Raw genomic sequence first — 19798 nt, 5'->3', positions numbered from 1 at the left:
TTGACATCATTGGCTCTCCGCTGGCACGAAACGGCCGCCGTCGAAACGGTAGGCTTGATAAGGATTTTGCGCCAGGTCACCTTTTTCGTCAAAGCGGATCGGTCCGATCGCCGTGGTGAAGTCATGCGCGGTCAGCACGTTAGCCAGCCTCTCGCCGGAGCTTTGCGTCAATGCTGAAGCGGCCTTGGCGATCTCGACCGCGGCATAGGCGGGTAGCGTGTAACCTTCCGGCACGATGTTTTGTCCGGCAAAGCTCTGCAGCACCTTGGGGTCGGCGACATCGGCCCATTCGGGCGGCGCAATCATCAGCGTGCCGACGGCATAAGGCACGTCGCCGAGCGGCGCGCGCAACGCTTCGCCGCCGGCAAACACCATTCCGGTGTCGAGCTGGCCGGCGTCGCGGCCCATAATGGCGACATCATCGCCGTCGCCGCCGGCAAAGACATGCGTTGCGCCGGCTTTCTTAAGACGGCCGATCAGGCCGAACTGGTTGTCGAGCTGCGGCCGGAACGTGTCGACGAACACCGGCTTCAGCGCCGCCTGCTCGGCGGCCGCACGAAACGTCTCGGCCATTTCGCGGCCATAGATCGTGCCGTCGTCGACTATGGCGAACAGCTCGCTCTGCCATAAGCGGGTAAGGATGGCAGCGACGGCATTGCGCTCGTCATCGCCGCGCGGCCCGAGACGATAGATCGGCCATCCGGTCTTGGCGCGCCGGTCGGTCAGGCTTTCCGTGCGAACGCCGACGGTGATCACCGGGATGCCGGCATCCTTGAGGATCGGCAGAGCCGCCTCGATTGCGTCGGTGCACAGAAACCCGATGACGACGTTGACCTTGGCCGCGGTGAACTCCCGCGCGGCGGCGGCGCCACCGTCGGCCGTGCAGGCGTCATCGATCGTCGTGATCTCGGTATCGTTCGCTTCAGCCGCCATTGTCGCGCCGGCCTCGACCTGTTTGCCGAGGATCGCCGACGGCCCGGACAAAGGTGCCGCGACGCCGACCAGCAGCGTCTCGGCACTTGCACTACCGGCGACCGAGAGCCAGGCCAGCACCGCTATCGTGGTCGTCCAAGGTCGCATGCGAGCGAAGAATTCCTCTGCACCGGTCGCGTGTTTGCTGGCGCCAATGCCGTCAAGACCTAAAGGCTAGCCAGCTTTGGTGCAACACGCGAATTCTGGATATACGTCAAGCACTTCGCTTGTGGCATGCAATATCCCCCCATATATAACGGTTGGTTCTGACTAGTGGAAAATCATCGGTGCTGAAGAAGAATGACATCGGGCCGCAGGCCTACCGCGACGCGATGGCCCATTTTGCCGGCCATGTACATGTAGTCACCACCGATGGCCCCGCCGGCAGGCGCGGCGCGACGGTGATCGCGGCCTGCTCGGTGTCGGACACGCCGCCGACCATCCTGGTCTGCCTCAATCGTGAAAATCCCAAGAACGAGCCGTTCGTGGAAAACGGCAAATTTGCCCTGAACACGCTGGCTTCGGATCAGGAGCCGCTGTCGATCGGCTTTTCCGGCATTACCGGCCTGCCGGTCGAGGAGCGTTTCGCGTTGGCGGAATGGGATGTGATCTCGACCGGTTCGCCGACGCTGAAGGGCGCCCTTGCCGTCTTCGACTGCGAGCTGGTCGACACCAAGGATCTGGCCACCCACCGCGTGCTTTTTGGCAAGGTGACAGGTTTGCGTATCGGCGATAATTTGCGGCCGCTGATCTATCACAACCGCGGCTACCACGCTCTGTAGAGGCTTTGATGGCCGCGCCCGCGGAGACAGAATGACCGAGTTGAAAACCGCGTCCGGCGCCGCGAACGATCGACGAGACGCTCGATCTGTTGACCCGTGCGGATTATGTGGCGGACCGGTCGCTGGCGACCGTGCTGTTTTTATGCGTTCGGTCGACCCCCGCCGGTGGATCGAGGCTGGCGTGAAGCGCGTCGCATAACCACATGTCTCCCAGGGAGAAAATCATGGAACGCAGTATCTATCTCGATGAGGCGCGCGACCCGCTGATCATCGCGGAGGGCTGGATGAAGGACGGCAAGGATGTCGCCATTGCCACCGTGGTCGAGACCTGGGGCTCGGCGCCGCGCCCGGTCGGCAGCCACCTGGTCATCGACGCCGAAGGCAATTTCCACGGCTCCGTCTCGGGCGGCTGCGTCGAAGGCGCCGTGGTCACCGAGGCGGTCGATGTTATCGATAGCGGCAAGGCCAAAATGCTCGAATTCGGCGTCGCAGACGAGACCGCCTGGCAGGTCGGCCTGTCATGCGGCGGCCGCATCAAGGTCTATGTCGAAAGAGTGGGTTGATCTCGAATGGATCCCTATGCCCTGAAGACACTCAACGCCGAACGCCGCGCCCGCCGCGCGGCAATCCTGGTCATCGATCTCGGCGACGGCCGCGACCGTGTCGTGCGCGAGGGCGACCGGGTAGCCGGCGAACTCGGGGCGGCCGTCGCCAAGGCATTTCGCACGGGCAATTCCGGTTCGGTCGAAGCTGAGGGGCGGACGTTCTTCCTCAACGTACATCTGCCGCAGCCGCGCCTGGTGGTGATCGGCGCCGTCCACATCAGCCAGGCGCTGGCACCGATGGCCAGGATCGCCGGCTATCCTGTCGAGATCATCGATCCGCGCACGGCCTTTGCCACGCCCGATCGTTTTCCCGATGTCGCGCTGCATGCCGAATGGCCGGAGGATGTGCTGAAGCGTCAGCCGCTCGATAGCTATACGGCGCTGGCTGCTCTCACCCACGATCCGAAGATCGACGATTTCGCGCTGAAGGCGGCGCTCGACGCCGGCTGCTTTTATGTCGGTGCGCTCGGCAGCCGCAAGACCCACGCCAAACGTGTGGAACGCCTGCTGGCTTCGGGGGCGACAGCCGACCAGATCGCCCGCATTCATGCCCCGATCGGCCTCGACATTGGGGCTGCCAGCCCGGCCGAGATCGCCGTCGCGGTGTTGGCGCAAGCGATCCACGCCTTTCGCTTCCGCGGCCTCGAATCCAAAGGCGCGGTCGCGTGAAATTTGGTTCCGTTGCGATCGATACGGCCGAAGGGGCAGTGCTTGCGCACGCCACCACGGCCGGAGGGCACCGCTTCCGCAAGGCGCACAGGCTAAGCGCCGGGGATGTGTCCCTGTTGAAGGCCGCTGGCATTTCCGAGGTCGTCGCGGCGGTGTTGGCGCCCGATGATCTCAGCGAGGACGTCGCCGCCGAGAAGATCGCCGCATCCATGATCCATCGCAACATCGAGGCGAAGCCCGCCGCGACCGGCAGGGTCAACCTCCAGGCGCAGGCTGCTGGCATGTTCACCGTCGACGCGGTGATGATCGACGCTATCAATGCCGTCGATCCGACGATCACCATCGCCACGCTCGCGCAGCATGCGCCGGTCGAAAAAGGTCAGATGGTAGCAACGGTGAAGATCATCCCATTTGCGGTCGCCTCCGCTTTGGTCGATGCCGTGGCAAGGATCTGCGCCGGCGGTGAGATATTTGCTGTCAACGCCTATCAGCCGGTGCGCGTCGGCGTCATCCAGACGGTGCTGTCCGGCATCAAACCCAGCATGCTCGACAAGACGCTGCGCGTCACCGAAGCACGCCTGGCGCGTTCGGGCGGCAGGCTGACGGCGGAGCGTCGAACGCCGCATGAAATTACCCCCGTCGCCGAGGCTGCGGCCTCGCTGATACGCGACAACGATATGGTGGTTATCTTCGGCGCCTCGGCGATGGCCGATTTCGGCGACGTCGTTCCCGCTGCGATCGAAAAGGCGGGCGGCACTGTCATCCGCGCCGGCATGCCGGTCGATCCCGGCAATCTGTTGGTGCTCGGCACTCTAGGCGGCAAGCGCATCATCGGTGCGCCGGGCTGCGCCCGCAGTCCCAAGGAGAACGGCTTCGACTGGGTGCTCGACCGGCTGATTGCCGGCCTCGACGTGACCGCCAGGGATATTGCCGGCATGGGCGTCGGCGGGCTATTGATGGAAATTCCGACGCGGCCGCAGCCGCGCGAGCCATTGCCGGCCAAAGCCGAACCAAAGGTCGAGATCGTGCTTCTGGCCGCCGGCCGCTCCAGCCGCATGGGCGGGCCGAACAAGCTCTTGGCGCTCTTCGACGGCAAGCCGCTGGTCCGTCGCACTGCCGAACGCGCGGTCGGTTCGAAAGCCGCGGCCACCATAGTCGTCACTGGCCACCAGCGCGAGCGCGTGCGCGATGCACTGTCTGGCCTCGATGTGACCTTCGCCGACAATCCGGATTTCGCCGAGGGTCTGTCTTCGTCGCTGAAGGCCGGCATCGCCAAGATTTCCGGCGACGCCGCCGGCGCCATGATTGTCCTCGGCGATATGCCCGGCGTCGCCTCGGCCGACTTCGACAGGCTGATCGAGGCGTTCCGCAGGTCCGAAGGCCGATCGGTGGTGCGGGCCTCGCACGATGGGCGGCGCGGCAATCCCGTGCTGCTGCCGCGTCCGCTGTTTGCCGCGATCGCTCACCTCGAAGGCGATACCGGGGCCCGCCATCTGGTCGAGGCCGAAGGGCTCGACGTCATCGATGTCGAGATCGGCGAAGGGGCAGCCGTCGATGTCGACACGCGCGAGGCGCTGGAAAGCGCCGGCGGCGTGCTGCAGGATTGACAAACCGAAGCCGAAAAACGCATGGCTGAGGGATGGCCTTTCGTTTCTGCTTCCGGTTCCGCTTGCCTCCCTCTGGCCTCCCGGCCCTGCTGATGGCGATTCTTTTGTCGCTCTCTTGTGCCGCCCACGCCAACGCTCTCGAACTCAAACCTTTCAAGGACGATCTGTTCGCCTATCCGGTCACACTCTCGTCCGAGAGCAACGGCGCCTATACGGTTATCGATTATCGTGAGATGCGCGATATCAACGCCCGTGACGAAGTGCCTGAGCGTCGTGTGCACGCGCAATACACCGAAACCGGCGTGCGCAAGGTGCAGCAGGATCTCTTGCTGAAGACCGACGCCGGCGATATCCGCCACATTGCCGTCGGCAAGACCGGGGGCGCCAGCATCATCGTGCTTTATCTGCACGGGCAGGGCGGCAGCCGTAAGCAAGGCATCGACGACTTCACCTTCGGCGGCAATTTCAACCGCATCAAGAACCTGATGGCCGGCAATGGCGGCCTCTATCTGTCGCCGGATTTTTCCGATTTCGGCGACACCGGTGCCACCCAGATCGCCGCGCTGATCGACCACTATGCCGAACAATCGCCGAGCGCAAAAATCTTCGTCGCCTGCGGCTCGATGGGCGGCTCGTTATGCTGGAAGCTGGCCGCCCGCAATGACACCGGCGGGCGCATCGACGGGCTGCTGCTGCTCGGCTCGCTATGGGATGAGAGTTTCTTCTCAAGCCCCGCATTCAAGCGTCGTGTCCCAGTCTTCTTCGGCCAAGGCAGCAAGGACCCGGTGTTTCCAATCGAGAAACAGGAAGCCTTCTTCCGATCGATTCTGGCCAAGTCGAAAACCTATCCGACTCGCTTCGTCCGCTTCGAGACCGGCACGCACGGCACGCCGATCCGCATGACCGACTGGCGCGGCACGCTCAACTGGATGTTGTCGAAGGCTCCTTAAGGCGCGGTATTGTAGTCGACGACCGTCTGCGGATTTTCCTCGCCGTCATAAGACGCGTCGACATCGTACTGGACCAGGGAAAAATCGCCGTTGCGAAACAGATAGGTCCCCGATGAAGAGGCATCGCCGATGCCATGCCATTTGTTGAAGGTGGTGATCGTCTTGGTCTCTTCGTCGTAATCGGAATTGGTTGCCCAGCCGGAGGTCTGGAAGCCAACTATGGTCATGCCCAGCAATTTGCCGTCGCTGTCATTGTTCTCGTAGCGGATGTCCATTTCAGGTTCGGCGAACTGCAATTGTCTCACGCCAAGCACGTCGTCGCTCATGTAATAGATCGAGTTTTCGTTGTAGGCCGCCGCCGAGCAGGCGAAATGGAAAAGCCGCGTTTCGCTTTCGGGATCGCTGGCAGCCGCATCCTTGCCCTTATAGTGGATCGAGAAAATCTCCGGCTCCTGCACCAAAAGATCCTTGTCGCACTGGTCGCCATAAGTTGCGGCAAACGCCTTGTTGGCCTGCTCAAGCGCTGCATCCTTCTTCGGCGGCGGCGGTCCATCGCCGCAGCTTGCCGGCACGGCATCCTCGAAATCGGCCTTTGAGGGTTTCAGCGCACCCTTGTCGATGAAGATCGAGCGAAATGGCGGTTCCTGGATCGAGGCGTTGATCTGGCGCAGCGTATAGCAGCCGGCAAAGACATTTTCGCTGCCGTCCTTGGCCGTCGCCAGGATGGCGACCGGAACGCTGTAGTAGATGCTGCCGGCAGCCCCGTCTTCGGATACGCCACCGGTTTTGACTTCGACGGCGTCCGTGCCGTCATAGCCTTTGACGAAGGAATTGAAATCCTTGGCCGGCTTGGTGTCGCCGAAATAGTCCCAGGCGCGCGCGAATTCGTGTCGGCTGATGGCACTATAAAGCGACCGGATGACCGCGTCGGCATTCGACCTGTCGTCGATATAAGGCGCGTCTGCGGCGAGCGCCGATTGGCCGGCAACGGCAAGCGAGATAAAAGCGGTCGCTGCAAAAAGGGCGCGTCTCATCGGGAACCTCCACTCGATGAAAAATTCTATCATATCGATTGCGGCGACGTGGTGACGCTTGAACAATCGCCTGCGAAAGCGCTACCTCTCGCCGTCGGCAGTCGGGCCGCGTGGAGATTTCTTGTGACCATATCAATGTATGAAGCATCCGTGCCGGTATTTTCGGCGAGGCTGAAGGCACTGGCCAATGTGCTGAACATTGCCGAGCAAAATGCGGCTGATCGCAAGATCGATCCGCAGGTGTATCTGACGGCGAGGCTGGCGCCGGATATGTTTGCGCTGACCAGGCAGGTACAGATTGCCACCGATCACGCCAAGGGCGCGCCGTCGCGGCTTGCCGGGCGTGAGGTGCCAAAATACGAGGACAATGAGGCGAGCTTCGCTGATCTGCAGGCCCGCCTCACCAAGACACTGGCTTATCTCGCGACATTTTCGGCGGCCGAACTCGATGGTTCAGATGACAGGATGATCGAACTGAGGCTTGCGGGACGCGAGGTTTCGATGCCGGGAATGCAGTATCTGCTGCATGCCGCCATGCCCAATTTCTACTTCCACCTGACCACCGCCTACGACATCCTGCGCCACAACGGCGTGCCATTGGGCAAGTCGATCTTCCTCGGATTGCGTTGAGATCCGCTCGTGAGATATCCCGCTGCGGCGGGAAATCTCACGGCGCGCTGTTAGCGTAGGGACATTTCCCGGGCGATGCGCGGGAAATCGGCCGGCTTGACGCCGATGTCGGCGCGATCGGCATTGCTCATCGAATGGAGCAGCGCCAGTGCCGCACGATAGCGCAGCTGTTCCCCCGGACGCGGGCGGGCGAACATTTCAGTGAAGAATCCCATGATTCAAGCCCCTTTATTGAACCTCCACGGCCATCAGTATAGGCAGATCATGACAATTGTGCAGTGCAGCATTCGCATGGCAGCCATGCTGCCCTGATCTTTTTTGACTTAATTCGGCTGTTCCGGCGAAACTTCTGCGGTGCTTCGACCGTAGGCCTCAGTGCCGGCACTTGGCCGGTTGTTCCTCGCCATTCCTGGCGAACTTCCGGACTGCATTCACATGCAGTCCGGCTTTTATTGGCCGCAGGGATAAACCCCGTCCGCTGGCATCCTGGGAAAGTCGCCTGGCCTGCCGTCCGTGGGCTTGGAAGCGGGCGGCGCTTTCCTGTATGCTATTGCTTCCTCCTCGCGCAGCCGCGCAAAATTTCCCGCCGGAGCAATTCCATGCACAAACGCCGTCTCGGCCAGACCGATCTTTTCGTGTCGCAAATCTGCCTCGGATCGATGACCTGGGGCCAGCAGAACACCGAGGCGGACGGTCACGCCCAGATGGATCTGGCGTTTGCTCGCGGCGTCAATTTCATCGACACCGCCGAACTCTATCCGATCCCGCCCAAGGCGGAGACACAAGGCCGTACCGAGACAATCATCGGCAATTGGATGAAGGAGAAGCGCAATCGCGACCAGGTGATCATCGCCTCGAAGGTAGTTGGTCGCACCGCCAACACCTGGTTTCGCGGCGACCGCCCGTCCAAGCTGGTGCGCGCCGATATCTTCGACGCTATCGATAAGTCACTCGCCAGGCTCAACACCGATTACATCGACCTCTATCAGATACATTGGCCGGAACGCGACGTGCCGTGGGGCGCCAATCCGAACCGCATCGGCGCTGTGTCGCGACGCTCCGATACCGCCGGCGTGCCGGAGGGTGAGACGCCGATCGCCGAGACGCTTGCCGTATTCGATGAACTGGTGAAGGCCGGCAAGATCCGCCATTTCGGCCTGTCGAACGAGAATTCCTGGGGCGTCATGCGTTTCATTGCCGAAGCCGACAAGGGCCTCGGCCCGCGCGTCGCCTCGCTGCAGAACGCCTATAATTTCGTCAACCGCACCTTCGAGGTGAACCTTGCCGAAGTCTGCGAGCGCGAGCAGGTGTCGCTGCTTGCCTATTCGCCGCTGGCGCAAGGCTATTTGACCGGCAAATATGATCATGGCGCGCGGCCGCAGGGCTCGCGCTCGCAATTGTTCAACCGCGGCCAGCGCTACGAGACGCCGAATGCTGCCGAGGTGCAGCTCGAATACAACCGGTTGGCGCGCACCTTCGGCATGGAGCCGGCGCTGTTTGCCAATGCCTATGTCTCGAACCGGCCCTTGGTCACCTCGAACATCATCGGCGCCACCACCATTTCGCAACTCGAAATGGCGCTCTCTTCCGCCAACGTGGTCTGGACCGACGAGATGCAGAAAGCCGTCGATGCGATCCACCAGCGCGTCGGCAATCCGTGCCCTTGATGCGTCGGGACGTGGTTGTCCGATCGTCACAAGGAGAGGGGAACAGCCATGGACTTCCGGATCGACGCGCTGCGCGCGAAATTTCCGGCTTTGTCGCTGACCGACAAGGGCCGCCGGCGCATCTATCTCGACAATCCTGCCGGCACGCAGGTGCCGCAGGCGGTGGCGGACGCGGTGTCACGCTGCCTGCTGACCACCAATGCCAACCTCGGCGGCTTCTTCGAGACCACCATTGCGGCACAGGACATCGTGGACGAGGCCCATCTGGCGATGGCGGATTTCCTTGGCGCGGCAAGTCCGCGGGAAATCATCATCGGCGCCAATATGACGACGTTGACCTACCAGATGTCGCGAACGCTTGGCCGTACGATGAAACCCGGCGACGAGATCATCCTCACCCGCATGGACCATGAGGGCAACATCTCGCCCTGGCTGCAACTGGCTGAAGACCTTGGCCTGGTCGTACGCTGGCTGCCTTTCGACCAGCAGAGCTGGCAGGTCGAGGAGGCAGCACTTGCCGCGCTGCTTTCCGAGAGGACGCGGCTCGTCGCGCTCAACTATGCCAGCAATCTCACCGGGTCGATCAACCGGGTGAAGGCGTTGACCGGCATCGCCAGGCAGGCTGGTGCGTTGGTCTACGTCGATGCCGTCCAGTTCGCGCCGCATGGCCTGATCGACGTCCAAAACCTCGGCTGCGATTTCCTGATCTGCTCGGCTTACAAGTTCTTCGGCCCGCATATGGGAATCTTGTGGGGCAGACTGGACGTCATCGATGCGCTGAAGCCGTATAAATGCCGTTGCTCGTCCAATGCCTTGCCGGAGCGCTTCGAGCTCGGCACGCCGCAAATCGAACTGATGGCCGGCCTGTCGGCGGCTGTCGATTATTTTGCCGAGTTGGGCGCGACGGCCGGCGCGCTAGGGTCGCGCCGGCGGAAAATCGCCAAGGCCTTCGAAGTGTCAATCGCTTACGAGAACCCGCTGGCGCAACAGTTGATCGACGGTCTGTCGGATATTGCCGGCCTGACCATCCACGGCATCACCGATCCGAAGCGGATCGGTGAGCGTGTGCCGACGGTGTCGTTCACCGTCGAAGGCATCGTGCCGGAGACGATCGTGCGGCAGATGAATGCCGAAAACATCTTCCTGTGGTCCGGCCACAACTACGCCTGGGAGATAGTGCACCAGCTCGGCATTCCGGCCGAGCAGGGCGTGGTGCGCATCGGCATCGCTCATTACAACACTTCAGCCGAGATCGACGAGACGCTGGAGAGCGTGCACCGCGTTGTCGCCATGCTGAGGCAGGAACGATCCTGAGCGGGCCTCGCGGGCGGATCATCGCTTGTGGGCGCCGCCAAAGCCGGTGAGAAAGGCGGTGAGATTGTCGCTGAGTTCGTCGCAGAGATAGCCGCCTTCCTGGACTATGACCGTTGGCAGGCCGAGCCCGGCGATCGCCTCGCCAATGCGCGAAAAACCAGGCGTGCTCACCGACAGTCCGCCGAACGGATCGCCTTCGAAGGCATCTAGTCCCAGCGCCACCACAAGCGCATCGGGCGAGAAGGCATCGATGCGCTGGAACGCTGCCGCCAGTGCTTCGAGGAAAGCCGTATCGCCGGATTTGCGCGGCAGCGGCAGGTTGAGATTGTAGCCGAGGCCGGCGCCTTCGCCGCGCTCGTCGGCATAGCCCCAGAAAAACGGATAGAAGCGCACCGGGTCGGCATGCAGCGACACGGTGAGCACGTCCGGCCGGGCATAGAAGATGCCTTGCGTGCCGTTGCCGTGGTGCAGGTCGACATCGAGGATCGCCACCCGCGCCGCTTGCTTGCGCAGAACCTGTGCTGCGACCGCCGAATTGTTGATGAAGCAGAAGCCGCCGGCGACGTCGGCAAAGGCATGATGGCCGGGCGGACGGCACAGCGCATAGGCTGAAGGCACGCCCGACATCACCGCCTCGGCCGCTTCAACCGCGCTCCAGGCGCTCCACAGCGCGCTCTGCCACGTCTCGCCGGAGATCGGGCAGGCGGTGTCAGCCATATGGTAGCCGGCTTGGCCGACTGCCGAGGCCGGATAGGAGCCGTTCCGCGCGATCGGATGGATGTTGGGGATGACCTCGGCCGAGGCACCCTCGATGCGCTGCCAGCGCGCGAAGATATGCTGGAGGAAATCGAGATACTCGGGCGTATGCACCGACGCAATCGGGCCGAGCCCGTGATCCCGCGGCCGTTCGATCGTGCAGCCGGCAGCCTTTGCGCCGGCTAGCAATCGCTCGACCCGTTCCGGCTTTTCCGGATTGGGCTGCGGCGCGCCGCTTGAGAGGAACGCCTTCGGGTCGTGGCGCTTCTGTTCTTCGGCATAGAAGGCTTTCATGTTGGCTCCTCCGGTGCATCGGCAAAGGCGAAAAAGGCGTCGCCGACGATCTTCTGCACCTGCTCGTAGCTCGACCAGGCAATGCCCAACCGTTCGTAAAAAGCCTTGGCGGTCTCGTTGTCGGTGTCGACGGACAGCCTGAGATAGACGCCACCTGCCTTCCGGCACTGCGCCGCCACCCGGCGCAGCAGGCGCTCGCCGATCCTGCGGCCGCGAAAACGGTCCTCGACATAGAGGTCCTGCACATAGACGCCGGGCCGTCCCATCCATGTCGAGAAGATCGGAAAATAGAGGCACAGCCCGGCAAATTCGCCACCGACTTCGGCGATCAAGGTCGAGAAGGCAGGCTTTTCGCCAAAGCCATAGGTGCGGAGATCCTGAGCTGTCGAGGTGATCTCCTGATGTGCGCCGATATGCACGCTGAGCCGTAGGAGCGCGGCGTGGATGGTTTCGACGTCCTCGACGGTGCCGGGCCGGATGACAATGTCGTTGGTGGCTGTATTGGTCACGGCCACAACCATCAGAACGCCACGCGGTCGCCGCCCTTGAGCGCCAGCATCTGCCGCGCCTCGGCCGGCGTTGCGACGTCCAGCGACAATCCGTCGAGCACGCCTCGGATGCGGCGCACCTGGTCGGCATTGGACTTGGCGAGCTGGCGCCCGTCGTAGAGGCTGTCCTCCAGCCCGACGCGGACGTTGCCGCCCATCGCCGCCGCGATCGAGATCATCGGCATCTGGTGGCGTCCGGCGGCCAGCACCGAAAACTGATAGGCGTCGCCGAACAGTTTATCTGCGATGCGCTTCATGTGGATCAGGTTTTCGGGGTCGGCGCCGATGCCGCCGAGGATGCCCAAAACAAACTGGATGAACAGCGGTCCCGACACCAGCCCACGATCGCGAAAATGCGCCAAGGAATAGAGATGGCCGACATCGTAGCACTCGAATTCGAAGCGCGTGCCGCAACCACGCCCAAGCTTCTCCAGCACCGTCTCCATGTCGGCAAAGGTGTTCTTGAAGATCGTGTCGCGGGTTGCCTCGAGCAGCTTCGGCTCCCATTCGTGCTGCCATTCCCGCGGCCGGTCGAGCACGGGGAACAGCGCGAAATTCATCGAACCCATATTGAGCGAGCACATTTCCGGCTCGGCCCTGAGCGGCGCGGCCAATCGCTGGTCGAGCGTCATCAGCGACGAGCCGCCGGTGGTGATGTTGATCACCGCGTCGGTCGCCTGCTTGATGCGCGGCAGGAACTGCATGAACACCTCGGGATCGGCGGTCGGCCGCCCATCCTTAGGGTCGCGGGCGTGAAGATGCAGGATCGAGGCGCCGGCTTCGGCGGCGGCGATCGCGTCTGCAGCAATCTCGTCCGGCGTCACCGGCAGATGCGGCGACATCGATGGTGTGTGCACCGACCCGGTGACGGCGCAGGTAATAATGACTTTTCGCGGTGCCATGGTCGCCTCAACCTTCGACCGGCAGGTCGAGCTCGCCGGCCAGCACCTCGAGCGAGTCGCCGATGATGGATATGATCTCGCCGATCTGCGCTGCGGTGACGATCATCGGCGGCGCGACCATGAAATTGTCGCCGTCGACGCCGCCCTTGACCTTGCGTCCGTAGATGATCAGGCCGCGCTCATAGGCAAGGTCGAGCAGCCGCTGGGTGGCCTTCTTTCCCGGCTCGATCGGCCTCAGAGTGTCGGGATCCGCGACCATTTCGGCACCGGTGAGCAGGCCCTTGCCGCGGATGTCGGCGATGAACGGAAACCGCTTCGCCAACCCCTTCAGTTCGCCCATCAAAAGCTCGCCCATGACAGCCGCGTTGGCGATCAGGCCGAGGCGGTCCATTTCGCCGAGCACGGCGAGCCCGGCGGCGCAGGCGAGCGGGTTGCCAGCATAGGTATGGCCGTGCTGAAAGCCGCCCGATGCGAGCAAAGGCTGCACCAGCCGCATCGGTGCAGCAAGTGCGCCCAGCGGCGCGTAGCCCGAGCCCAGCCCTTTCGACAGCGCGACGATGTCGGGCTTGCAGTTCCAGTGGTCGCCGCCGAGGAATTTTCCAGTGCGGCCGGCACCGCTCATCACTTCGTCATGGATGAGCAGGATGCCGTAGCGATCGCAGATCTCGCGGATGCGCGGATAATAGCTGTCCGGCGCCACCAGTGCTGCCGTGGCAGCGCCGCCGACCGGCTCCATGATGAAGGCGAGCACGCTCTGCGGTCCCTCGGCGAGGATCTTTTCCTCCAGCATGTCGGCGTAGCGGATGCCGCGCTGTTCCATGGAAAGATTGTCGCGGTCGCGCCAGGCGATGGGCGCCGGCACCGTCGGCATGACCTGCATCATCGGCATAAAATTTTCGGCCAGCGCATCGTCGCCGGTGACGGCGAGCGCACCAAGCGTGCCGCCATGATAGGAGGGAAAACGCGTGATCACCTTCCAGCGGCTGGGCTGGCCGGTGGCGACCGCCCATTGCCGCGCCAGCTTGATGCAGGATTCCGTAGCTTCCGAGCCGCCGGACACAAAGAAGATGCGGTCCAGGCTCTCGGGGAGTTTGGCCGCCAGTTGCCGCGCGAGTTCCTCTGCCGGCTCGTTCTCGAAGTGCAGGCGGTAGGCGAAGGTGGCGCGGTCCATCTGCCGTTTCATCGCGTCGAGCACGTTGCGGTTGGAATGGCCGATATTGGCGACCATCGGCCCGCTCGACCCGTCGATGAAGCGCCGGCCGTCCTGCGTCCACATGTAGATGCCCTCGGCGCGGTCGATGAGCGGCCGGCGCAGGCTGGACAGATAAAACAGATGCGAGGCTTCGCGAGTTTCCGGGGCAGGGGACTTCAGCATGTCATGACTTTCCGAGATAGCGGTCGAGGACATTTCTGGTAACGCGCTCGACCATCGCATCCTGCCTTAGCAGGCCGGCGACCCATTCGCAGCTTCCGGCGTGAAACACCTCGCCCTTGCCGCGCGGGAAATTGACGATCATGCCGTTGCCGCGCTTGACCTTGTCGAGATTGGCGTCGCTTGCCTCGCCGAACAGCGTTTCGGCGGTGAAGCGACCGTCCTCGTCGCCGAGGAACTGGTCCTCGAACGGAATGTCGGCGCTTTCCTCGACCTGGGCAGCCATGCCGACCGCGAGCACCTGCAGGCCGTCCGGTGCGCCGCTGTCGGGCGTGGGGTAGGGCAGGCCGCCGCGGATCTCGAAATCGAGCCCATCGACCTCGTAGCCATAGACATGGCTGTCGGCGCCGAGCAGGTCGCCATAGTAGATGCCGGTACCGGCAAAGGCCCAATGCTCCGGCCGGTAGACCGGAAAGCCGCGCACGCCGCGCGGTGCGCAGCCGCCCCAGCCGGCATAGACGCCTCGTGTTGCGTTGAGGCCGAAGGTCGCTGCACCCGGCCGGCCGATTTCCGGCGCTTCCCAGGAATTGGTGGCGCGCCTTATATCGCCGCCGCGATAGGCCGGGTCCTCGGCGCGAGCGCGGTATTTGTAACAGACCTGCCGGCGGCCTTCGTCCTCCAGCCTGGTCTGCCACATGAAATTGCCGGCAAAGCGCGCCGCATGACCGCCGCGCTCGACATAGCTGTCGACCGCATCGCGCATTTCCCAGGTCCAGTATTCGTCGTGGCCGACGGAGACGACGCAGTCATAGCCGTCGAGAATGTCGGGCGAAAAATGCAGATCGTGCTGGCTGGCGAGATCGACGGCGTAGCCGGCACGCTCGGCGAAGCGGAAGAAGTGGCTGTCGTAGCTTGCCCAGCCGGACGAGGCGTATTTCTTGGAATGGCCGGTGGCAAAGGCCCATTCCATATGCGGATAGCGCGGCACGGATTTTGGCGGCATGGCGACTTCGAGCGGCACGCGCGGCGCGTCCCTGGGCAGCACGACGAAGCCGCGGCACCACGGCCGTTGGGTCGACACCATTCGTGCATACTGGTCGCGGGCCGGCCCGGTGATGCCTTCGTAATGGTTGGAACCGCCCCATGTGTTGTAGGCGAGCCAAGTGCCGGTGGCCGCGACCTGCAGCACACGGCCAGGCTTTTTGCCGGGCTGCGGCGCGACGATGAAAAGGTGGTGGCAGCGGATCGGCTTGCCGTCGCGACCGTCCGCTTCAAGCGTGACGCGATAGGCGCCGGACGGCCAATCGTCGCCGAGGCGAAATTCGAACGATGCTTGCCAGCCGCAGCCCTCGACCGAACACTGATCCGGCGTATCCTGCCATTGCGCCGCGATCCCGGTCCTTTCGAACATCGTCGTTTCCGCACCGCCGTCGCGGACGATCGCGATGCCGAAACTGGCGGCCGTCGAACTGACATGCAGCGCCACCATCTCGCCGGGGCGGTAGGAAAAACGGTCGCTGTAGCACCAGATTTCGCCGCGCCCGCCATCCATACCGGGCCATTCCCAGTAATGGCTGCGCACCGCCTGGCGTCGCTGCTCCGGCGTCAGTCCGAAATCGGGAAACTCGGTCCGCAGATGATTCATGGACACCGCTAAGGTCGAAGGCCGCCATTTCGGCCATCCGCCGGCCAAGCGTCAATTGGAAACGATCGGGCCAGCCATTGCCGGGCCGCTCCCTTGGCCTTGCCGGCCAAACAGACTATCTCACAAGGGCGGCCTTGTCCGCACGGGAGCCGATATGCTGAGAGTGCAAAAGGTCAGGGTCGACGACATCTACGTGCCGACCGCGCGCAAGAAGACGCTGCATCCCGAAACGGTCCGCCATCTGGCCGAGGACATTCTGGAAAACGGCATGAAGATGCCGATCCAGGTGCGCCATGACGGCAAGCGCCATATCCTCGTCGAAGGCCTGCATCGGCTGGAAGCGGCCAAGTGGCTCGGCGAGACCGAGATCGACGCCTATCTGGTGCAAGCCAAGCGCCACTGAAGCCACTTATTTCGCTCGTTCGAATCTCCTGTCCCGCGGATTTTTTCGCGGACCGTGTCGGCTTGCGTCTTGTCGGTTCGTCCTAGACACGAAAGCCAAAACCGACCTGTGAGGAAACACCATGACGACCAAGCTCGACATCGCCCCCAACTCCGACCGCGAGCTGATCCTTGCCCGCATTATCGATGCGCCGCGCGAGAAGGTCTATCGCTGCTGGACCGAGCCGCATCTCCTGACGCAATGGTTCGCGCCGAAGCCGTGGAGGACGCCGCGCGCGGAGATGGACGTTCGCGCCGGCGGCACCAGCCTGGTCGTCATGGCCGGTCCCGACGGCAACGAGTTTGCGAACCCCGGCGTCTTCCTCGAAGTCGTGCCGGGCAGGAAGCTCGTCTTCACCGATGCCTATACCAAGGCGTGGGAGCTTTCTGCCGTTCATGACCGGGATTGTGACACTCGAGGACGAGGGCACGGGCAAGACCCGCTACATCGCCCGGGTTGCGCATTGGTCGGTCGCCGACCGCGAACAGCACGAGAAAATGGGTTTTCACGAGGGTTGGGGCCAGTGCGCCGAACAGCTCGAAGAGGTCGCTAAGCGACTTTGATGCAAACGGGAGAGGGAGACTGATATGTCCAGATCGATATTTTTCGCCATTTTCGCCTCGGCCGCCGCGCTCTTTGCCGCGCCGGGCACCATCAACGCAGAGGAGGCCAAGCCCGCCATGACGACCGCAACCGCAACACTGCCGACGCCGGCAAAATCCGGCCTGCTGCCGATCAACGGCCTGAACTATTACTACGCCGTCTATGGTAAGGGCGAGCCGCTGCTTCTGCTGCATGGCGGTCTCGGCACGACCGACATGTTCGCGCCGATCCTGCCAAAACTTACCGAAAACCGCACCGTCATCGGGGTCGACCTGCAGGGCCATGGCCGCACGGCGCTCGGCGACCGGCCGCTCAGCCTGGAGGCGATGGGCGACGACATGGCGGCGATCGTCAAGGCACTCGGCTACGACAAGGTCGACGTAATGGGTTATTCGCTGGGCGGCGGCGTCGCCTTCCGCATGGCCGTGCAGCATCCCGAAACGGTGCGCCGCCTGGTGCTGGTCTCGACCGGGTACGCCGCGGACGGCTTCTATGCCGAGATGCGTAGCCAGCAGGCACAGGTCGGCGCGGCGATGGCCGACATGATGAAGGACACGCCGATGTACAAATCCTACGTCGCGGTCGCGCCGCATCCGGAGGATTTTCCGAAACTGCTCGACCAGCTCGGCGCCTATATGCGCAAGGACTACGACTATTCGGCCGACGTGCCGAAGCTGACAATGCCGGTGATGCTGGTGTTCGGCGACAGCGACATGTACCGGCCCGAGCACGAGATCAAGTTCTATCAGATGCTTGGCGGCGGGTTGAAGGACGCCGGCTGGATGCGCGAGAACCTGTCGCAAAACCGCCTGGCGATCCTGCCGAACCGCACCCATTACGATGTGTTCTTCGCGCCGGAACTGACAGCTGCCGCGCTGCCGTTCCTCAATGGCGAGACCAAGGTCAAGACCTGGGATGAGGTCGTCAACGAAACGAACTGACGCCCAGTCAATTGTCTGCCGGCCGTCTCCCGCGAGATGGCCGGCATTTCGCCCATCGACCGGATCACAGCTTTAGATGGCGCCATCAAAGCTTTTCAATTGACGCTGCCGCGCCTATCGATAGGTATCGCCTATCCTCGCAGGGAAGGGACACGGGCGATGGCAAGATATCAGGGCGGGTGTTTGTGCGGTGCGGTGCGCTACCGTGCCGAGGCGGCACCGATCAATGAGCGCGTCTGCCATTGCCGGCTCTGCCAGAAGGCGCTGGGTGCCGCCTTCAACGCGCGCGTGCTGTTCCGCATCGACGATGTGACGATCGACGGACCGCTGGCGACGGTGAATTCCTCGCCCGATCTCAAGCGTGGCTTCTGCCCAAGCTGCGGCACGACGATGTTTTCCCGGCGCGATTCCGCCGGCATCATCGGCATCACCACCGGCTCGCTCGACGACCCCTCGGTGTTCAGGCCTGAGATGCATATCTGGACCGCCTCGAAGCAGCCCTGGGTGCAGATCGACGACGGCCTGCCGCAATATGAAGGCGCGCCACCTCCGGCTTGAGGTGAAATCTGGACAAAATTTAATCCAAAGCGACACGAGATAGCCGGCAAAGCGTCATTGGTGGGCCATCATTGCTGCCTATCTATTGCGTGCGGGCGGCAGTCGAGGAGGCGACGGAATGAACGACAGCATCAACACCCTGGACGAGCTCTTGAGTGATCCGATGATCAAGCTGGTGATGGAGCGCGACCGCGTGCAGCCGGCAGAACTTCGCACGCTGCTCGAGGAAAAGGTCCGCCGGGCGGACGATGATGTGGCGGTCAACGATCGTTTTGTACCGCCGGCCCACCTGATGGCCACGACCTGCCACAAGCTGTGGCTGTGCGGCTAGGGTCTTGCAGCAGTCAGCCGGAATTTGCCGGCAAATAGCTGTAATGGCTGCGGAAATAAGCGAGCTTGAAGCCGAGGCGCGCATAGTTGCGATACGCCGGCCCGTCGCGTTCGGCATGCGGCGCCTCGATGTCGGCCACGAACAGTTTTGCACCGGCCGCAAGTCCGTCGCGCACCATCACTTCGCCGAGCATTGCATCGAGGTCGAAGCTCGGCGCCATGATGCCGGGAACCGGCGCGTCGATGCCGCTCCAGGCCATGCCGTCGGCACCGATGAACATCGAGCGAACCGCCGCCACAGCGCCGTCCCGCCGCAGCATGTAATGATGCCAGCCGCGCCGGCCGGCCAGTGCCAGCAACCACGGTGAGGTCGGCAGCCGATATTGGCTGTCGATAAACCCAGCCCATTCCCTTGCCGTTGCCGGCGTCACCCGCTCGACCGAGACATTCTCAGTCGGGAAAAGCAGCTCCGCCGGCAATGGCGTGGCGTCGCGAAAGATGCGTTCCCAGCCGCCCTGACGCTGCAGGCCGCGCGCCTCGAGCCAGCAGCTGAGCGTCGCCGGCTCGGTATGTGGATTGGTGTAGAACCAGGGCCTCAGAATGCCGGCGTCGCGATAATGTGACAGGAGCGCATCGAGCCGGCTCTCGGTGGCCGCGCTCTCGACGCCGAAATTCTTGACGCAGTTGAAATGGATGAACGGGATCGTCGTGCAAGTGGTCCAGACGAGATCGCCATCTTCGGCGATGGCTAAGCCTTGCCTTGCGGCAAAGTCTGCCGGGGCGGCGCGATAGAGATCGAGCCAGGCATCGACCTCGGCGCGTTCGATAACGCGGCTGAGATCGCCAGATATCTCATCGATCCCGATGGCGGGCGAGTGTGGCTCCGGCGGGGCTACGGGCTGCAATTCTGACAAGGCGGCGGGCTGCATGACTTCCTCCCAAGTATGGCCTTACACTGTAAGATTAGTGAAGACTAATCTCATGCCGTGAGTTGTCAAGCGGCATTGCGAGGCAGCGACGTGGCCGAACGCGTTTGGGGATAGCGCACTTCCGTCCGGACCAGCGTCCCGATGCAAAGCCCTAACAATTCGATTCAAACTTTGTTGGTAGTTTCTTGTTAGGAATCCAGCTTGGTTTGTCCGGCGGCGTTGTCCTGCCTTCGGTCTGTTGTGTTTTG

General features: G+C 63.0%; 21 protein-coding genes and 2 pseudogenes. 14 read left to right on the top strand and 9 right to left on the bottom strand.

Annotated features, from left to right (window positions below; genetic code table 11):
- Positions 1-6: 6 nt before the first annotated feature.
- A complete protein-coding gene (locus AC0L2Y_RS10235) occupies positions 7-1080 on the bottom strand; it encodes a branched-chain amino acid ABC transporter substrate-binding protein (RefSeq protein WP_473555829.1) in 1074 nt (357 codons plus the stop codon).
- 179 nt (positions 1081-1259) lie between these two features.
- On the opposite strand from AC0L2Y_RS10235, the gene AC0L2Y_RS10230 reads away from it, so the two are divergent.
- From AC0L2Y_RS10230 to AC0L2Y_RS10205, 6 genes and pseudogenes are all read left to right on the top strand, one after another.
- The gene (locus AC0L2Y_RS10230; protein ID WP_473555828.1) at positions 1260-1754 is read left to right on the top strand and encodes a flavin reductase; all 495 of its coding nucleotides are present in this window, start codon (positions 1260-1262) and stop codon (positions 1752-1754) included.
- A gap of 31 nt (positions 1755-1785) precedes the next feature.
- Positions 1786-1906 (top strand): annotated as a pseudogene (locus tag AC0L2Y_RS10225) (AAA family ATPase); the annotation flags it as partial.
- Positions 1907-1978: 72 nt separating this feature from the next.
- Entirely contained in the window at positions 1979-2317 is a 339-nt protein-coding gene (locus tag AC0L2Y_RS10220) for an XdhC family protein (RefSeq protein WP_473555826.1), read from the top strand.
- Between the two features lie 6 nt (positions 2318-2323).
- Complete coding sequence (locus tag AC0L2Y_RS10215; RefSeq protein WP_473555825.1) at positions 2324-3028, top strand: XdhC family protein; 705 nt, start codon at positions 2324-2326, stop codon at positions 3026-3028.
- Positions 3025-4635, top strand: a complete 1611-nt coding sequence (locus AC0L2Y_RS10210; RefSeq protein WP_473555822.1) for an NTP transferase domain-containing protein — start codon at positions 3025-3027, stop codon at positions 4633-4635. The genes AC0L2Y_RS10215 and AC0L2Y_RS10210 overlap by 4 nt, the downstream gene beginning before the upstream one ends.
- A gap of 92 nt (positions 4636-4727) precedes the next feature.
- Positions 4728-5585, top strand: a complete 858-nt coding sequence (locus AC0L2Y_RS10205) for an alpha/beta hydrolase (protein WP_473555821.1) — start codon at positions 4728-4730, stop codon at positions 5583-5585.
- Here AC0L2Y_RS10205 and AC0L2Y_RS10200 read toward each other — a convergent pair.
- The gene (locus tag AC0L2Y_RS10200; RefSeq protein ID WP_473555818.1) at positions 5582-6619 is read right to left on the bottom strand and encodes a DUF1176 domain-containing protein; all 1038 of its coding nucleotides are present in this window, start codon (positions 6617-6619) and stop codon (positions 5582-5584) included. The two genes, AC0L2Y_RS10205 and AC0L2Y_RS10200, sit on opposite strands and share 4 nt — an antisense overlap.
- A 123-nt stretch (positions 6620-6742) precedes the next feature.
- Between AC0L2Y_RS10200 and AC0L2Y_RS10195 the strand changes: the two genes are divergently transcribed.
- On the top strand, positions 6743-7249 hold the full coding sequence (locus tag AC0L2Y_RS10195; RefSeq protein WP_352492487.1) for a DUF1993 domain-containing protein: 507 nt from the start codon (positions 6743-6745) through the stop codon (positions 7247-7249).
- Between the two features lie 50 nt (positions 7250-7299).
- Here AC0L2Y_RS10195 and AC0L2Y_RS10190 read toward each other — a convergent pair whose 3' ends face one another.
- On the bottom strand, positions 7300-7464 hold the full coding sequence (locus AC0L2Y_RS10190; RefSeq protein WP_352492436.1) for a hypothetical protein: 165 nt from the start codon (positions 7462-7464) through the stop codon (positions 7300-7302).
- A gap of 384 nt (positions 7465-7848) precedes the next feature.
- Between AC0L2Y_RS10190 and AC0L2Y_RS10185 the strand changes: the two genes are divergently transcribed.
- Positions 7849-8916 (top strand): aldo/keto reductase, encoded by a 1068-nt coding sequence (locus AC0L2Y_RS10185; RefSeq protein ID WP_473555816.1) that lies wholly within the window; start codon positions 7849-7851, stop codon positions 8914-8916.
- A gap of 48 nt (positions 8917-8964) precedes the next feature.
- Positions 8965-10230 (top strand): cysteine desulfurase-like protein, encoded by a 1266-nt coding sequence (locus tag AC0L2Y_RS10180; RefSeq protein ID WP_473555813.1) that lies wholly within the window; start codon positions 8965-8967, stop codon positions 10228-10230.
- An 18-nt stretch (positions 10231-10248) separates the two neighbouring features.
- Here the strand turns inward: AC0L2Y_RS10180 and AC0L2Y_RS10175 are convergent, their stop codons facing one another.
- Genes AC0L2Y_RS10175 through AC0L2Y_RS10155 form a run of 5 tightly spaced genes read right to left on the bottom strand, consistent with a single transcriptional unit; the run spans position 10249 to position 15747 of the window.
- Positions 10249-11280 carry a histone deacetylase family protein gene (locus AC0L2Y_RS10175; RefSeq protein ID WP_473555812.1) on the bottom strand — a complete coding sequence of 344 codons (1032 nt, stop codon included), beginning with the start codon at positions 11278-11280 and terminating at the stop codon, positions 10249-10251.
- The gene (locus AC0L2Y_RS10170; protein WP_473555810.1) at positions 11277-11789 is read right to left on the bottom strand and encodes a GNAT family N-acetyltransferase; all 513 of its coding nucleotides are present in this window, start codon (positions 11787-11789) and stop codon (positions 11277-11279) included. The genes AC0L2Y_RS10175 and AC0L2Y_RS10170 overlap by 4 nt, the downstream gene beginning before the upstream one ends.
- Positions 11790-11800: 11 nt before the next feature.
- Positions 11801-12730, bottom strand: a complete 930-nt coding sequence (gene kce / locus AC0L2Y_RS10165) for a 3,5-dioxohexanoate:acetyl-CoA acetone transferase (protein WP_473555807.1) — start codon at positions 12728-12730, stop codon at positions 11801-11803.
- Positions 12731-12737: 7 nt separating this feature from the next.
- Entirely contained in the window at positions 12738-14105 is a 1368-nt protein-coding gene (locus tag AC0L2Y_RS10160) for an aminotransferase family protein (RefSeq protein ID WP_473555806.1), read from the bottom strand.
- 1 nt (position 14106) lies between these two features.
- Positions 14107-15747, bottom strand: a complete 1641-nt coding sequence (locus tag AC0L2Y_RS10155) for a N,N-dimethylformamidase beta subunit family domain-containing protein (RefSeq protein ID WP_473555803.1) — start codon at positions 15745-15747, stop codon at positions 14107-14109.
- A 154-nt stretch (positions 15748-15901) separates the two neighbouring features.
- Between AC0L2Y_RS10155 and AC0L2Y_RS10150 the strand changes: the two genes are divergently transcribed.
- The 5 genes and pseudogenes from AC0L2Y_RS10150 to AC0L2Y_RS10130 all read left to right on the top strand — a co-directional run bounded on the left by AC0L2Y_RS10150 (position 15902) and on the right by AC0L2Y_RS10130 (position 18622).
- Complete coding sequence (locus AC0L2Y_RS10150; RefSeq protein WP_352492428.1) at positions 15902-16150, top strand: ParB N-terminal domain-containing protein; 249 nt, start codon at positions 15902-15904, stop codon at positions 16148-16150.
- 121 nt (positions 16151-16271) lie between these two features.
- A pseudogene (locus AC0L2Y_RS10145) lies at positions 16272-16752 on the top strand (SRPBCC family protein).
- A gap of 24 nt (positions 16753-16776) precedes the next feature.
- Positions 16777-17733, top strand: a complete 957-nt coding sequence (locus tag AC0L2Y_RS10140; protein ID WP_473555802.1) for an alpha/beta fold hydrolase — start codon at positions 16777-16779, stop codon at positions 17731-17733.
- A 159-nt stretch (positions 17734-17892) separates the two neighbouring features.
- The gene (locus AC0L2Y_RS10135) at positions 17893-18291 is read left to right on the top strand and encodes a GFA family protein (RefSeq protein WP_473555800.1); all 399 of its coding nucleotides are present in this window, start codon (positions 17893-17895) and stop codon (positions 18289-18291) included.
- Between the two features lie 118 nt (positions 18292-18409).
- Positions 18410-18622, top strand: a complete 213-nt coding sequence (locus AC0L2Y_RS10130) for a hypothetical protein (protein WP_023717422.1) — start codon at positions 18410-18412, stop codon at positions 18620-18622.
- 13 nt (positions 18623-18635) lie between these two features.
- Here AC0L2Y_RS10130 and AC0L2Y_RS10125 read toward each other — a convergent pair whose 3' ends face one another.
- Positions 18636-19550, bottom strand: a complete 915-nt coding sequence (locus AC0L2Y_RS10125; RefSeq protein ID WP_473555799.1) for a hypothetical protein — start codon at positions 19548-19550, stop codon at positions 18636-18638.
- Positions 19551-19798 lie beyond the last annotated feature (248 nt).

Source organism: Mesorhizobium sp. WSM4830 (genome assembly GCF_055811495.1).
This window is presented reverse-complemented; position numbering and strand designations above follow the sequence as displayed.

Excerpts from the sequence above, each read along its gene's own strand:
- AC0L2Y_RS10235 (WP_473555829.1), bottom strand. The coding sequence starts at position 1,080 with ATGCGACCTTGGACGACCACGATAGCGGTGCTGGCCTGGCTCTCGGTC.
- AC0L2Y_RS10220 (WP_473555826.1), top strand. The coding sequence starts at position 1,979 with ATGGAACGCAGTATCTATCTCGATGAGGCGCGCGACCCGCTGATCATC.
- AC0L2Y_RS10215 (WP_473555825.1), top strand. The coding sequence starts at position 2,324 with ATGGATCCCTATGCCCTGAAGACACTCAACGCCGAACGCCGCGCCCGC.
- AC0L2Y_RS10205 (WP_473555821.1), top strand. The coding sequence starts at position 4,728 with ATGGCGATTCTTTTGTCGCTCTCTTGTGCCGCCCACGCCAACGCTCTC.
- AC0L2Y_RS10200 (WP_473555818.1), bottom strand. The coding sequence starts at position 6,619 with ATGAGACGCGCCCTTTTTGCAGCGACCGCTTTTATCTCGCTTGCCGTT.
- AC0L2Y_RS10190 (WP_352492436.1), bottom strand. The coding sequence starts at position 7,464 with ATGGGATTCTTCACTGAAATGTTCGCCCGCCCGCGTCCGGGGGAACAG.
- AC0L2Y_RS10185 (WP_473555816.1), top strand. The coding sequence starts at position 7,849 with ATGCACAAACGCCGTCTCGGCCAGACCGATCTTTTCGTGTCGCAAATC.
- AC0L2Y_RS10180 (WP_473555813.1), top strand. The coding sequence starts at position 8,965 with ATGGACTTCCGGATCGACGCGCTGCGCGCGAAATTTCCGGCTTTGTCG.
- AC0L2Y_RS10175 (WP_473555812.1), bottom strand. The coding sequence starts at position 11,280 with ATGAAAGCCTTCTATGCCGAAGAACAGAAGCGCCACGACCCGAAGGCG.
- kce (WP_473555807.1), bottom strand. The coding sequence starts at position 12,730 with ATGGCACCGCGAAAAGTCATTATTACCTGCGCCGTCACCGGGTCGGTG.
- AC0L2Y_RS10160 (WP_473555806.1), bottom strand. The coding sequence starts at position 14,105 with ATGCTGAAGTCCCCTGCCCCGGAAACTCGCGAAGCCTCGCATCTGTTT.
- AC0L2Y_RS10155 (WP_473555803.1), bottom strand. The coding sequence starts at position 15,747 with ATGAATCATCTGCGGACCGAGTTTCCCGATTTCGGACTGACGCCGGAG.
- AC0L2Y_RS10150 (WP_352492428.1), top strand. The coding sequence starts at position 15,902 with ATGCTGAGAGTGCAAAAGGTCAGGGTCGACGACATCTACGTGCCGACC.
- AC0L2Y_RS10140 (WP_473555802.1), top strand. The coding sequence starts at position 16,777 with ATGTCCAGATCGATATTTTTCGCCATTTTCGCCTCGGCCGCCGCGCTC.
- AC0L2Y_RS10135 (WP_473555800.1), top strand. The coding sequence starts at position 17,893 with ATGGCAAGATATCAGGGCGGGTGTTTGTGCGGTGCGGTGCGCTACCGT.
- AC0L2Y_RS10130 (WP_023717422.1), top strand. The coding sequence starts at position 18,410 with ATGAACGACAGCATCAACACCCTGGACGAGCTCTTGAGTGATCCGATG.
- AC0L2Y_RS10125 (WP_473555799.1), bottom strand. The coding sequence starts at position 19,550 with ATGCAGCCCGCCGCCTTGTCAGAATTGCAGCCCGTAGCCCCGCCGGAG.